The sequence below is a fragment of the Bariatricus sp. TF06-38A genome, assembly GCF_027690675.1.
GTDB lineage: Bacteria > Bacillota > Clostridia > Lachnospirales > Lachnospiraceae > Allocoprococcus > Allocoprococcus comes.
Map to the genome: position 1 here is coordinate 105,345 of NZ_JAQFCE010000002.1, position 14,383 is coordinate 119,727.

Sequence of the window (14,383 nt, forward strand, 5' to 3'; positions counted from 1 at the left end):
ATAATTGTGTGCGTTAAATGCGCGTTTTATCAATGAATTTGGGGATAATAAGAGCAGAAACTGGTGAAATGGAGGCATTTTATGGAGAAAAATATAAAAATGAAGGATATAAAAGAACTGGGAGAGCAGCTTGGAGAACTGCAAAGAGTGTGCAGGGAGAAAAAAATCCCGGTGATGATCGCGTTTGAGGGTTATGGAGCAGCAGGAAAAGGGCTTCAGATTGGTAATCTGATCCAGGCATTCGATCCAAGAGGCTTTAAAGTATATGCGGTAAAAAATGAAACGGAAGAGGAATGGATGCATCCTTTTATGTGGCGTTTCTGGACGAAGATCCCGGAAAAGGGAAGAATTGCGATTTTTGATACCAGCTGGTACCGGAGAGTTATGATTGAACGTTTTGAAGGAAAAACACCGGAAAAAGAGCTGGAAAAGGATTTTGCATCGATCCGTGCGTTTGAAAAACAGCTGACGGATGATGGAATGGTGATCATCAAACTGTTTTTAAAGATTGACCGGAAAGAACAGAAAAAGCGCTTTGAGAAACTGCTTGCTTCCAAGGATACTGCATGGCGGGTAAGCAAAGGCGATTTGAAGCGGAACCATGATTTTAAAGAGTATAAAGCAATCAATGAAGAGATGCTGCGGAAAACGGATGCAGATTACGCACCGTGGACAGTGATCAATGCTACAAAGAAGAAAGAAGCCAAAGTGGCTGTTTATCAGGCGGTGATCCAGGCAATGAAAGAAGCAGTCGCAAGAAAGGAACTGGAAGAAAAAGGCAGTCTGGAAAAGAAAACAGAAATGAAAAGGGAAACAGCAGAATCCATTCTGGCAAAGACGGATCTTTCCAAATCCATGCCAAAAGAGGTTTATGAGGAACGCTTAAAAGAGCTTCAGAAAAAGATGGAACATCTGCATGGAGAGCTTTATCGCAGGAGAATCCCGGTTGTCCTTGGCTTTGAGGGGTGGGATGCCGGAGGAAAAGGAGGTGCGATCAAACGTCTGACTTCACATATGGATCCGAGGGGATATGTGGTGAATCCGACAGCGTCACCGAGTGATACAGAGAAAGCACATCATTATCTGTGGCGTTTCTGGCGTGCAATGCCGAAAGCCGGCCATATTGCGATATTTGACAGAACCTGGTACGGAAGAGTGATGGTAGAGAGGATTGAAGGATTTTGCACCGAAAAAGAATGGAAGAGAGCTTATGGGGAAATCAATGCCATGGAGCAGGATCTGGTAAATGCAGGAGCAATCGTGCTGAAATTCTGGATGCAGATTGACAAAGATGAGCAGGCGAGAAGGTTTAAAGCCAGACAGGAAAATCCGAAAAAACAGTGGAAGATTACCGATGAAGACTGGAGAAACCGGGAAAAATGGGATCAGTATGAGGTGGCGGTAGAAGAAATGCTGGAAAAGACTTCTATGCCACATGCACCGTGGATCGTAGTGGAAGGAAATGATAAATACTATGCACGTATTAAAGTTCTGGAATGCGTGACAGAAGCAATCGAGAAACGACTGAAAGAAGAGAGAAAATAAAAAATGACAATTAGGGAACAGATGGAAGAAAGAGAAAAGGAATATCTAAGCCCCTGTGCCACATTAAGCATGGCTTCCCGGGGGAGAAAGAGAAATGAGCCACAGTGTGACATCCGACCGGTTTTTCAGAGGGACAGAGATCGGATCCTGCACAGTAAGGCATTCCGGCGCATGAAGCAGAAGACGCAGGTGTTTCTCCTACCAATCGGAGACCATTACAGGACACGGCTAACGCATACGCTGGAAGTATCGCAGAACGCCCGGACGATCGGAAAGGCGCTCAGGCTGAACGAAGATCTGGTGGAGGCAATTGCACTGGGGCATGATCTTGGGCATACTCCGTTTGGGCATGCAGGAGAGAGAGCTCTGAACAATGTGTGTCCGTGTGGATTTAAACACAATGAACAAAGTGTCCGTGTAGTAGAGGTGTTGGAGAAACAGGGGGAGGGACTGAATCTGACCTGGGAAGTGATCGATGGAATCCGCAATCACAAAAGTGCGGGAATGCCTGCGACACTGGAAGGGCAGATCGTCAGACTGTCTGATAAGATTGCTTATGTGAACCATGATATTGATGACGCAGTAAGGGCGGGGATCATGAATGAAGAGGAACTGCCCAAAGAGCTGCGAAAAGTTCTGGGCAACAGTAAAAGAGAGCGTTTGAACACACTTACCCATGATGTGATCGTAAACAGCATGGACAAACCGAAGATCTGCATGTCAGAGGAAGTCCGTGAAGCATTGATGGAGCTGCGGGCATATATGTTTACCCATGTTTATGAGAATCCACTTGCAAAGGGCGAAGAGGACAAAGCAATCCGAATGATCGAAGATCTGTATTCTTATTATGAAACGCACATGGAAAAGATGCCGGAGCAGTATCTGAAACAGCTGCAGAAGGGGGAAATACCGGAGATCGCAGTGTGTGATTACATAGCAGGAATGACGGATAATTTTGCCGTAAAAAAGTTTGAAGAAATTTTTATTCCACAATCTTGGAAATTTTAAAGGAAATAAAAAAGTTTTGTCGAATATATATTATGTAGGGGTTGCGCAAGGTGCGCGAACCCTGCCAGGAAGGTGTAGGACATAATGTATTATTCAGATGAGATTATAGAAGAAGTAAGATCGAAAAATGATATCGTAGATGTGATTTCCGGATATGTGAAGCTGAAGAAGCAGGGGAGTTCGTATTTCGGACTTTGCCCGTTTCACAGTGAGAAATCTCCTTCTTTTTCTGTGAGCAGGGATAAGCAGATGTATTACTGCTTTGGCTGCGGAGCGGGAGGAAATGTATTTACCTTCATTATGGAGTATGAGAATTATTCTTTTGTAGAAGCACTCAAGTTTCTGGCACAGCGTGCCGGTGTGGAGCTTCCGCAAGAGGAATATTCAAAAGAAGCGAAAGAAAGAGCAGATACGAGAAGTGCGCTGCTTGAGATGAACAAGCTGGCGGCCAAGTATTATTATGCGCAGCTGAAGACGGAGGGCGGAAGGCAGGCAAGAGAATATCTGCAGAACCGTCAGTTGAGCCAGGAGACGATCACCGCATTTGGACTTGGATATTCCAGCAAATACAGTGATGATCTGTTTCGATACCTGAAGATGAAGGGGTATAGTGAAGAGATGATCATCAAAGCCGGTCTGGTAAATGTCGATGAGAAGCACGGAGTTTACGACAAATTCTGGAACCGTGTCATGTTTCCGATTATGGATGTGAATAACCGTGTGATCGGATTTGGCGGGCGTGTGATGGGCGACGGGAAGCCAAAGTACCTGAACTCACCGGAGACTCTGATCTTTGATAAGAGCCGGAATCTGTACGGACTTCACCGGGCGAGAACATCAAGAAAGCCGTATTTTATTGTATGTGAAGGCTATATGGATGTAATTTCGCTCCATCAGGCGGGATTTACCAATGCAGTTGCATCACTTGGAACTGCACTTACAGCAGGACATGCAGCATTGATCAAACGGTATGTGAATGAAGTCTATCTGACCTATGACAGTGATGAAGCCGGAACTAAAGCGGCACTCCGGGCAGCTCCAATCCTTCGGGAGGCCGGTGTGACGACCCGCGTGATCCGGATGGAACCGTACAAGGATCCGGATGAATTCATCAAGAATCTTGGAGCTGAGGCATTTGAAGAGCGGATCAGGAAAGCAAGGAACAGCTTTATGTTCGGTCTTGAGATGCTGGAAAAAGGTTATGACCTGAATGCACCGGAAGGAAAGACGGAATTCCTCAGAGAAGCGGCGAGAAGGCTGGCACGTTTTGAAGAAGAAATTGAACGTGATAATTACATAGAAGCGGTGGCAAAGACTTATCACGTCGGCTACGAAGAACTTAAGAAGCTGGTTGTCAAGGTAGCAGTCCAGAGCGGAATGGCAGCTCCGGCCACAAAGCCAAGACAGACGATCCGCCAGGAAACGCCAAAAGAGGATGGTCATATCCGGTCACAGAAGATTCTGCTTACCTGGCTGATCGATAGGGAAGAGCTGTTTGATCAGGTAAGCCGTTATGTTACGCCGGAGGATTTTACGGTGGAGCTGTACCGGAAAGTTGCTGAACTTCTGTATGAACAGCATGCAAAAGGAGAACTGAATCCTGCGCAGATCATGAATTATTTTACAGAGGAAGAGGAACACCGCGCGGTGGCAGCACTTTTCAATACGAGAATCAAAGAGCTGACGACTGCGGGAGAGCAGGAAAAAGCGATCAAGGAGACGATTCTCCGGGTAAAGGAGTACAGTATCGAAACCGCAACCCGGAATCTGGATCCGACAGACATTCAGGGGCTGCAAAGGCTTATGAATGCGAAGAAGGCAGTGCAGGACCTTCATAAACTGCATATTTCCATTAATTAGGGATAGAATATAAACAAGCGATGAGAGGAAGGACACTACATGGAAGAGAACGTAGTAAAGTTTCAGGAAAAATTAAAAAATCTGGTTGCCCTTGCGAAGAAAAAGAAGAACATTCTTGAAATCCAGGAAATCAATGATGCATTCCGGGATATGGAGCTGGAACCGACACAGATGGACAAGGTATTTGAGTACCTGGAGGCCAATGGGATCGATGTGCTTCAGATAAATGATGACTCCAATGTGGATGATGATGATCTGGAGATCATGCTTTCGGATGAAGACGAAGTGGATATGGAGAAGATCGACCTGTCTGTTCCGGACGGAATCAGCATCGAAGATCCGGTCCGTATGTATCTGAAGGAGATCGGTAAGGTTCCGCTTCTTTCAGCAGAAGAAGAGATTGAGCTGGCAAAGAGAATGGCAGATGGTGATGAAGAAGCGAAAAAGCGTCTTGCAGAAGCCAACCTGCGACTGGTAGTCAGCATTGCAAAGCGTTACGTGGGACGTGGTATGCTGTTTCTGGATCTTATACAGGAAGGAAACCTTGGACTTATCAAAGCGGTAGAGAAGTTTGATTATCAGAAGGGATTTAAGTTCAGTACCTATGCAACATGGTGGATCCGTCAGGCAATCACACGTGCGATTGCTGACCAGGCGAGAACCATCCGTATACCGGTTCATATGGTAGAGACGATCAACAAACTGATCCGTGTATCCAGACAGTTACTGCAGGAGCTTGGACGTGAACCTACGCCGGAAGAGATCGCTGCAGAGTTGGACATGCCGGTAGACCGTGTGCGTGAAATCTTAAAGATTTCCCAGGAACCGGTTTCTCTTGAGACTCCGATCGGTGAGGAAGAGGACAGCCACCTGGGCGACTTTATCCAGGATGACAATGTACCTGTTCCGGCAGAAGCAGCAGCGCAGACACTTCTGAAAGAACAGCTGGATGAAGTTTTAAGTACACTGACAGAGAGAGAGCAGAAAGTTCTCCGCCTGCGTTTTGGTATGAGTGATGGAAGAGCACGTACATTGGAAGAGGTCGGAAAAGAGTTCGATGTCACCCGTGAGCGTATCCGTCAGATTGAAGCAAAAGCACTCCGCAAGCTTCGTCATCCAAGCCGCAGCAGAAAATTAAGAGATTATTTGGATTAAGAAGATGGCTGAATTATCAAAAAGATTACAGGCAGTGGCGGATCTTGTCACACCGGGAATGCGTCTTGCGGATGTGGGAACAGATCACGCTTACATCCCAATCTATCTGACACAGAACGGGCTGGTTCCATCCGCAATTGCCATGGATATTAACAAAGGACCATTAGAGAGAGCGGATACACATATCCTTGAACATGGACTGGATGGGAAGATCGTTACCCGTCTTTCTGATGGTCTGGTGAATTTGAAAATGGAAGAAGCTGACACAATGATCGCCGCCGGAATGGGCGGCGGTCTTGTCATACACATTTTGAATGAGGATCCGGCAAAAACCAGAAGCTTAAAGGAACTGATCCTGCAGCCGCAGTCAGAGCTGGCGAAAGTCCGCCGTTATCTGGAAGAACATAGATTTCGTATCGTTGCAGAGGACATGGTGGAAGAGGATGGCAAATACTATCCGATGATGAAGGTGATCCCGACAGAGCAGAAAGGTCTTTATGCGGAAGGTGTTCCGGCAGCAGAAGAAGAGCTTGAATATGGAAAATATTTATTAGAGAAGGGTCACCCGGTGATGGGAGAATATCTGAAAAAGGAACTGTCTGTGAATCAGGGCGTGTATGAAAAGCTTCGGGTGCAGGAGAGTGAACGCACGAAGGAGAGAAGTGCAGAGGTTCTGCATATGATAAAGAGAGCAGAAGACCTGCTTGACCGGTATTTTTAGGAGGAAAATGATGATTTGCAGAGAAATTATAAAAGAAATAGAAGCACGTTTTCCAAAGCACTATGCTATGGAGTGGGATAATGTAGGACTGCAGGTCGGAAGAAGCGATAAAGAAGTAAAGCGGATCTATCTTGCACTGGATGCGACGGATGAAGTGATCGAAGAAGCAGCAGACTGGGGCGCAGATATGCTGATCACACATCATCCGATGATCTTTAAAGCAATGAAAAAGATCAATGACGAGGATTTTATTGGCAGAAGAGTACTGAAGTTGATCCGGGATGACATTTCTTACTATGCGATGCATACCAATTATGATGTAATGGGAATGGCAGAGCTTGCTGGGAAGATACTTGAACTGAGTGAACCGGAGGTTCTGGAAGTGACGGGAAGCATGCATTCAGAATCCGGCGAAGTTCCGGTTGGAATCGGAAGAGTTGCTGATCTGGCACAGCCGATGGATTTAAAATCCTGTGCGGAAATGGTAAAAAAAGCATTTGATCTTCCGAATGTGAAAATTTTTGGAGAGCCGGATATGCAGGTACATCGCCTTGGTGTTTTTCCGGGCTCCGGGAAGAGCGCAATTTCCGTATCTTTGGAAAAAGGTGTGGATGTACTGGTGACAGGTGACATTGATCACCATGAGGGGATTGATGCGGTTGCGCAAAAAATGGCAGTAATTGATGCCGGACACTATGGCGTGGAGCATATCTTTATTGCAGATATGGAACATTTTTGCCGGGAGAAATTTCCAGAGGCAGAGATCCGGACAGCAAAGATCCGGCAGCCATTCTGGATTTTGACGTAAGGTGTTTGGGAGCGGGGAGAAAACAGACAGATTTGTCAAAGCGCCGTAAGGCAGAAAGAAGGCGGTAAATATGGAACAGCAGATGTACAAAGTACAGATTGACGGGGAAGAGAGAAGTTTTCCGGCAGGAACCACATATCTGCAGATTGCCGGGGAATATCAGGAAAGATACCCACATGATATTGTTCTTGTATATGTAAATGGAAAGCTTCAGGAGCTTGGAAAGAAGCTGAAAAAGAACTGTGCGCTCCATTTTGTGACGACAGGCGAGACAATTGGAAATCTTACCTATCGCCGTGGTGTAAGTTTTCTGCTGGTGAAGGCAGTATATGATACAATCGGACACGATAAGATAGAACAGGTGAGAATCCATTTTTCTGTAGATAAAGGGTATTATTGTACAATAAAAGGAGATCAGAAGCTGGATCAGGAACTGCTTGCAAGGATTGAAGAACGGATGCATGAAATGGCAGATATGGATCTTTCAATCCGGAAGAGATCGGTTCATACCGATGAAGCGGTTGAAATGTTCCGCAAGTACGGTATGAAGGATAAAGAGCGTTTGTTCCGGTATCGCAGAGTGTCTACAGTCAATATTTACAGTATCAATGAATTTGAGGACTACTATTACGGCTATATGGTTCCATCAACCGGCTATCTGAAATATTTTAAATTATATTTATATGATGAGGGATTTGTAGTGCAGATGCCGGAGGCAGCTGAACCGGAAAAGATACCTCCGTTTCAGCCTCAGAATAAGCTGTTCCATGTGCTGAAGGAATCTACGCGTGGCGGTGATATGCTTGGAATTGAGACGGTAGGGGCACTGAATGATTATGTGACAGGTGGCAGCGCCAATCCAAAGGAACTGCTTCTGGTACAGGAGGCAATGCAGGAGAAGAAGATTGCGCAGATCGCAGAGCAGATTGCAGGAAATCCGCAGAAAAAGTTTGTCTTGATCGCCGGTCCTTCTTCGTCAGGAAAGACTACATTTTCCAGACGGCTTTCCATCCAGCTCCGGGTAAGCGGTCTGGTTCCGCATCCGATTTCGGTGGATGATTACTTTAAGAACCGTGTGGATACACCGCTGGACGCAGAAGGAAAGCCGAATTATGAGTGTTTGGAAGCACTGGATGTGGAACTTTTTAATCACGATCTGAAAAAGCTGCTTGCAGGAGAACGGATTGAGCTTCCGACGTTCAATTTCAAGACCGGAAAACGGGAATATAACGGACATTATATGCAGCTTGGCGAGCAGGATATTCTGGTGATCGAAGGCATTCATTGTCTGAATGATGCGTTGACCCATGATTTGCCAAAAGAAAATAAATTCAAGATCTATATCAGTGCACTGACCCAGCTGAATATCGATGAGCATAACCGGATCGCATCAACAGATGGACGTCTGATCCGCCGGATGGTGCGTGATGCAAGAACCAGAGGTACTTCGGCAAAGCAGACGATCGCTATGTGGCAGTCGGTGCGAAGAGGGGAAGAGAACAATATTTTCCCGTATCAGGAAGACGCGGATGTGATGTTCAATTCAGCTCTTCTTTATGAGCTGGCAGTTCTGAAAGCTTATGCAGAACCGATCCTGTTCGGAATTGAGAAGGACTGCGCTGAATATCAGGAGGCGAAGAGACTGCTCAAATTCCTGGATTATTTTGTGGGGATCGGAAGTGAGTATGTTCCGCAGAATTCGATTTTGAGGGAATTTATTGGAGGCGGATGTTTCGATTTGTAGAATGTTGAAGCTGGTCGCATGGTAAGAGAGCGATATAGATTATAGAGGCAGTTTGAATCCGTTCCGCTGTTTTTTTAGTGTGATTCATCGTCAGAAATAAGAAATAAACAGAAGAAGAGCTTCTGGGAGAATGAATATCTTTGTTCTCTCAGAAGCTCTTCTTCTGTTTGACCGGAAAATACATATGGAAAATTCTTCCATAAAAAGAGTATTATGTGCCGGGGAAGGGGATCACTTAAATATATTTATCAGAGTAACATATCTTCAGGCACAGGCGCTGTGAAATGCATTTCTTCTCCTGTGATTGGATGCCGGAAACGCAGATGATGTGAGTGCAGTGCCTGACGGCTGATATGGCTGTAATCCGGATTATAGAGAAAATCTCCCGGAAGCGGATGACCGATGTAATTCATATGCACCCGGATCTGATGAGTGCGTCCGGTATCCAGCTTTAAGGCAACCAGAGAGTAGACCGGATCTGTATTTGTGATGGAAAGCCTGCGGTAATGGGTGCAGGCGTATTCACCATGTTTAAAATCGACCATGCGCTCGATGGTAGAATCCTCTTTTCTGGCAATTGGAGCAGTGATGATTCCGTCTTCCGGGACGATTCCCGTGGCAAGTGCCAGATATTCCCGGTGGATTTCCCGGCGTGCCATCATGGCAGAGAGGAGAGAGGCACTGTAAAGATGCCGGGCAATGATCAGAAGACCGGTGGTGTCCCGGTCAAGCCGGTTAATACAGCGGTAGACAAAAGGCTCGCCTTTCTCTTTGAAATACCATGCACAGGCATTGGCAAGTGTGTTGTCATAATTTCCCTGGGAAGGGTGAATTGGCATTCCGGCAGGTTTATTGATGACCAGCAGGTCCGGATCTTCATATACGATCGAAAGAGGCAGATCTGACGGAACAATATTTTCGGAGAATTTTGTTTCGGTAATCCGGATGGCAAGCTGGTCGCCGGGAGTAAGAAGGGTGCGTGCCAGTACCGGTTCCCCGTTCAGACGGATTCCTTCCGGATCTTCTTTGATTGCCCGGATCAGAGAAGAAGAATATCCATGAGCTTTTAAAAACTCATGGATATTGGAAGTTTTCTGTTCGGTTATTGTATAATTCAGAATTCTTTCCCACATTACTTTGATTTCACTTCCCGCCATAATTCATTGTAGACAGCATCGTTTTTATCTCCAAGGAATTTGAAGGTCTCACATCCGGAGAGCTCGCTTGCATCCGGGAATGCAATCTTGCTGTTGCGGATGGACTCGTCTTCAATCAGTTCCCGTGCTGCTTCATTTGGAGTCGAGTAGGTGATGTACTCAAAGTTCTTCAGTGCGATGTCCGGACGGCAGAGGAAGTTGATGAACTTTTCTGCATTTTCCTTATGCTCTGCATTCTTCGGAATTACCCAGGAGTCGATCCAGATATTGGATCCTTCTTTCGGGATCACGTATTCCAGGTTTGGATTTTCTTTCTGTGTGTAAATGGCTTCACCGGAGTAAATAACACCGATGGCTGCTTCGTTTCCGATCATCTTGTCACGCACCTGGTCAACGACGTATGCCTGAACCAGTGGTTTCTGTTTGATCAGAAGATTCTTCGCTTCGTTCAGCTCGTCCAGGTCGGTTGAGTTCAGGGAATATCCAAGATATTTTAAGGTAACACCGAATGCATCGCGGACGCTGTCCTGCATCAGAATGCTGTCCTTGTACTTTGGATCCCAGAGAACAGACCAGGAATCAATTGGTTCGTCTACCATGGTTTTGTTGTAAAGGATCCCGACAGTTCCCCAGCAATAAGGAACAGAGTATTTATTTTCCGGATCAAATGCTTTGGACTGATCCATGTAAGTCTGTCCAATATTTTTGATATTCGGAATATTATCCCAGTTGATCTCGGCGAGGAGATCATTCTCGATCATACGCTGGATCATATAGTCAGAAGGGCAGACCACATCGTAGGAAATGGCGCCGGACTGCACCTTCGGGTACATGATCTCATTGGTTTCGTATTCTTCATAAACTACCTGGATACCGGTTTCTTCTTCAAAGATATCCAGAACATCCGGATCCAGATATTCGCCCCAGTTGTAGACAATTACCTTTTCGGAGCCAGAAATCTTTGTCTTTGAATTGTAGAAAAATCCTCCGGCTGTAATGACGATCACGAGCAGTGCCGGTACGACACGTGTTACGACGAGACGCATCGTGTGGCGTGCACGGGATGGCTTGCGGATCGTGCCGTCTTTTTCGTGAACTTCTTTTTCCGGTTTTAAATTGACCAGGAAGAGAAGGAAGAGCACTGTTACAAACATGATCGTTGAGAGTGCGTAAATTTCCGGACGGATTCCTTTTCGTACTTCACTGTAAATTTTGGTAGACAGGGTATCGATTCCAGGTCCTTTGGTAAAGTGGGTGATCACAAAATCATCCAACGACATGGTAAATGAAAGCAGGAAACCGGAAAGAATTCCTGGAAGGATATCCGGAAATACGACTTTGAAAAAAGCGTAGATCGGAGAAGCACCCAGATCCAGTGCAGCTTCATAGGTCCGCCGGTTGGTCTGCTTTAGTTTTGGCATGACACTTAGGATGACATACGGGATATTAAAGGTTATATGTGCAATCAGGATTGTCGAAAATCCCATGGTCATACGGAATGCGATGAACAGCAGCATCATAGATACACCAGTCACAATATCTGCGTTCAGCATCGGAATGTTGGTGACACCCAGCATAAAGGTACGGAACTTGCGGTTCATACTCTGGATTCCAATGGAAGCCAAAGTTCCGATCACGGTTGCAATCAGCGCAGAAAGAAGTGCGATGATCAGGGTGTTGTACAAGGTGCTCATGATCGCTTCATCCTGGAAAAGGGATACATACCATTTTCCGGTAAATCCGCCCCATTTGGCACGGGTTCTGGAACTGTTAAAGGACAGAACCATCAGTGTCATGATCGGAGCATAGAGGAAGATCACGATCAGCAGTAAATATAAATTCTGTAATTTCTTTTTCATTAGAATGCTGTGCCCTCCCCGTCTTTATCGTATTTGGCGATCAGAGCCATACTTGCAATGATGAAGATCATCAGGACAAGTGAAAGTCCACTTCCTACATGCCAGTTGCTTCCCTGCTGGAATTCCTGTTCGATGACATTTCCGATCAGAAGGATCTTGCTTCCACCGAGGAGGTTGGAAATGACGAAGGTTGTAAGTGCAGGTACAAATACCATAGTGATTCCACTGATGATACCCGGAACACTAAGCGGAAGGATGATCTTGGTAAATGTCTGGATATTTCCGGCACCGAGATCTCTGGCTGCGGAAATAACATCTTTGTCAATCTTTACAAGTACATTGTAAATCGGCAGCACCATGAACGGCAGGAAGTTGTAGACCATACCGAGGATGATCGCTGTCGGTGTGTTGATAATGTTCCATGAAGGCAGCCCGAAGAAATGGAGAACGGAGTTGATGACACCGTTTTTCTCCAGGAGGTTCTGCCATGCAAGAGTTCTGAGCAGAAAGTTCATCCACATCGGAAGGATGAAAACAAGTACTACGAAGCTGGACTGGTTTACATTTCTTCCGACAAGGATCATTGCCAGAGGATAGGCAAGGATCAGGCAGATCACTGTGCTGACAAATGCAAGCAGAAGTGCAAGCCCCAGAGCCTTTAAATTCTCAGGTGTTGTGATTTTGGCAAGGTTCATCCAGGTGAATTTTCCGTCATTGTCAGTCAGACCATAATAGAAGATCATGATCAGAGGAATGATAATGAAAGAAACTGCCCAGAAAAGGTATGGCCCAGCCAGGAGACGTTTGCTATTCTTCAATTCCTACAGCCTCCTCATCTTCAGATTCCGGTTTTTTCATGATCTGAATATCAAACGGGTCAACATGGATTCCAACCTCAGTGCCAACCGGGAACATATCGGTGCTGTGTACCAGCCATTCATAGTTGTTGGCAAGGACTTCCATTTCATAGTGGACTCCTTTGAAAATCAGATGGGTAACGACACCCTTTAATGTGCCTTCTTCTGGTTTTACAAGATCGATGTCCTCCGGACGGATGACCGCATCGACCGGTTTGTTGGTTCCGAATCCGGTATCCACACACGGGAATTCGGCACCGACAATATTGACCAGCTTATCGCGTACCATGATGGCATTGAAAATGTTGCTATCGCCAATGAAGTCGGCTACGAAAGCATTTTCCGGCTCGTTGTAGATATCTTCCGGTGTACCGATCTGCTGGATGTATCCCTGATTCATGACAACAATCGTGTCAGACATGGTGAGGGCTTCTTCCTGATCGTGGGTAACGTAGATAAATGTAATTCCCAGCTCATTTTTTAAACGGATCAGTTCATACTGCATGTCCTGGCGGAGCTTTAAATCCAAGGCACCGAGAGGTTCATCCAGAAGAAGAACTTTTGGTTCATTTACAATGGCGCGGGCGATGGCAATACGCTGCTGCTGACCCCCACTTAAAGAATCCGGATAACGGTTCTGGTAACCTTCCAGATTGACCAGTTTTAATGCATAATGAATCTTATCATCGATGTAAGATTTTGATTTCCCTTTGATCTTCAGGCCAAAAGCAATATTTTCAGCAATGGTCATATGGGTGAAAAGCGCATATTTCTGGAAAACAGTGTTGAGCTGTCGTTTATTCGGTGCAAGGGATGTAATGTCCTTTCCATCGAAAATTACTTTTCCGGAGTCCGGATTTTCGAATCCGCCGAGGATACGCAGAAGCGTTGTCTTTCCGCAGCCGCTAGGTCCTAAAAGTGTGAGAAATTCATTTTCTCTGATATAAAGGTTCAGGTCGTCCAGAACCAGATTGTCTCCATATGATTTGGAAACACCAACAATGTCAATCAGTTTGTTTGGCATATGTATAATCCTCCTGTGTACTTAAAAACTTGGGGGAGTGCTGACCCAGATCAGGCGTGCCCCGGAAGAAGACGATGCTTCTATATAATGCTTTGCGTGGGGAGTAAAATAAAAGGATTCTCCCTTTTTAGCTTTGTAGACCTTATTGCCTACGTGGATTTTGACGGAACCCTGAAGCACGTATCCGAATTCCTCACCTTCGTGTGGAAGATCCGGGTAGGTTGCACCGCCCGGAGCCAGGGTAAGACGGATCGGTTCCATCATATTGCGCTGGGCATTCGGAATGATCCATTCAATCGTATTCTTCAGATCAGTATCCTTTTTTTCAAAATAATCCTCATCACCGAAGACAACCTGTTCTTCCTCGTCATCGCTGAAAAATTCATTCAGATTGGTGCCGAGACACTGCAGAATATCAACCAGTGTGGCGATAGAAGGAGAAGTAAGATCCCGTTCCAGCTGGGAAATGAATCCCTTCGAAAGCTCACTCCGGTCTGCAAGTTCTTCCTGGGTAAGATTTTTCGCAATACGGAGCTCCCTTACTTTCTGTCCGATGTTCATAAATAGCTCCTTTCTGTAAATTGTTTGTAAAAATAAAAATAAACCTAGAGTTTAGTATTTCTATACACACGACAAGGTTTATTA

General features: G+C 45.7%; 12 protein-coding genes. 7 read left to right on the forward strand and 5 right to left on the reverse strand.

All coding sequences use genetic code 11. The annotated features are described in order from the left end of the window. The first annotated feature begins 81 nt into the window (after window positions 1-81). The 7 genes from pap (at window position 82) to PG418_RS02725 (ending at window position 8,841) form a co-directional block, all read left to right on the forward strand. Window positions 82-1,545: a polyphosphate:AMP phosphotransferase gene (gene pap, locus PG418_RS02695; RefSeq protein WP_270476079.1), complete on the forward strand. Its 1,464-nt coding sequence runs from the start codon at window positions 82-84 to the stop codon at window positions 1,543-1,545. Window positions 1,546-1,548: 3 nt separating this feature from the next. Continuing rightward, complete coding sequence (locus tag PG418_RS02700; protein ID WP_498837016.1) at window positions 1,549-2,553, forward strand: deoxyguanosinetriphosphate triphosphohydrolase; 1,005 nt, start codon at window positions 1,549-1,551, stop codon at window positions 2,551-2,553. Window positions 2,554-2,637: 84 nt separating this feature from the next. Beyond that, complete coding sequence (gene dnaG, locus PG418_RS02705) at window positions 2,638-4,413, forward strand: DNA primase (protein WP_022220526.1); 1,776 nt, start codon at window positions 2,638-2,640, stop codon at window positions 4,411-4,413. Between the two features lie 39 nt (window positions 4,414-4,452). After that, on the forward strand, window positions 4,453-5,568 hold the full coding sequence (gene rpoD / locus PG418_RS02710; RefSeq protein ID WP_195368184.1) for an RNA polymerase sigma factor RpoD: 1,116 nt from the start codon (window positions 4,453-4,455) through the stop codon (window positions 5,566-5,568). Between the two features lie 4 nt (window positions 5,569-5,572). Next, a complete protein-coding gene (locus PG418_RS02715; protein WP_055297074.1) occupies window positions 5,573-6,289 on the forward strand; it encodes a tRNA (adenine(22)-N(1))-methyltransferase in 717 nt (238 codons plus the stop codon). Between the two features lie 10 nt (window positions 6,290-6,299). Continuing rightward, a complete protein-coding gene (locus PG418_RS02720; RefSeq protein WP_498837081.1) occupies window positions 6,300-7,097 on the forward strand; it encodes a Nif3-like dinuclear metal center hexameric protein in 798 nt (265 codons plus the stop codon). 70 nt (window positions 7,098-7,167) lie between these two features. Next, window positions 7,168-8,841 carry a uridine kinase family protein gene (locus tag PG418_RS02725; RefSeq protein WP_498837017.1) on the forward strand — a complete coding sequence of 558 codons (1,674 nt, stop codon included), beginning with the start codon at window positions 7,168-7,170 and terminating at the stop codon, window positions 8,839-8,841. Between the two features lie 248 nt (window positions 8,842-9,089). Here PG418_RS02725 and PG418_RS02730 read toward each other — a convergent pair whose 3' ends face one another. Genes PG418_RS02730 through PG418_RS02750 form a run of 5 tightly spaced genes read right to left on the reverse strand, consistent with a single transcriptional unit; the run spans window position 9,090 to window position 14,299 of the window. Continuing rightward, window positions 9,090-9,974: an RluA family pseudouridine synthase gene (locus PG418_RS02730; RefSeq protein WP_055297070.1), complete on the reverse strand. Its 885-nt coding sequence runs from the start codon at window positions 9,972-9,974 to the stop codon at window positions 9,090-9,092. Continuing rightward, window positions 9,974-11,857, reverse strand: a complete 1,884-nt coding sequence (locus tag PG418_RS02735; protein WP_055297068.1) for an extracellular solute-binding protein — start codon at window positions 11,855-11,857, stop codon at window positions 9,974-9,976. Before PG418_RS02735 ends, PG418_RS02730 begins: the two co-directional genes overlap by 1 nt. Next, complete coding sequence (locus PG418_RS02740) at window positions 11,857-12,675, reverse strand: ABC transporter permease (RefSeq protein ID WP_022220522.1); 819 nt, start codon at window positions 12,673-12,675, stop codon at window positions 11,857-11,859. Before PG418_RS02740 ends, PG418_RS02735 begins: the two co-directional genes overlap by 1 nt. Continuing rightward, window positions 12,665-13,738 (reverse strand): ABC transporter ATP-binding protein, encoded by a 1,074-nt coding sequence (locus PG418_RS02745; protein ID WP_117556198.1) that lies wholly within the window; start codon window positions 13,736-13,738, stop codon window positions 12,665-12,667. The genes PG418_RS02740 and PG418_RS02745 overlap by 11 nt, the downstream gene beginning before the upstream one ends. Window positions 13,739-13,759: 21 nt before the next feature. Next, window positions 13,760-14,299, reverse strand: a complete 540-nt coding sequence (locus PG418_RS02750) for a helix-turn-helix domain-containing protein (protein WP_008374904.1) — start codon at window positions 14,297-14,299, stop codon at window positions 13,760-13,762. Window positions 14,300-14,383 lie beyond the last annotated feature (84 nt).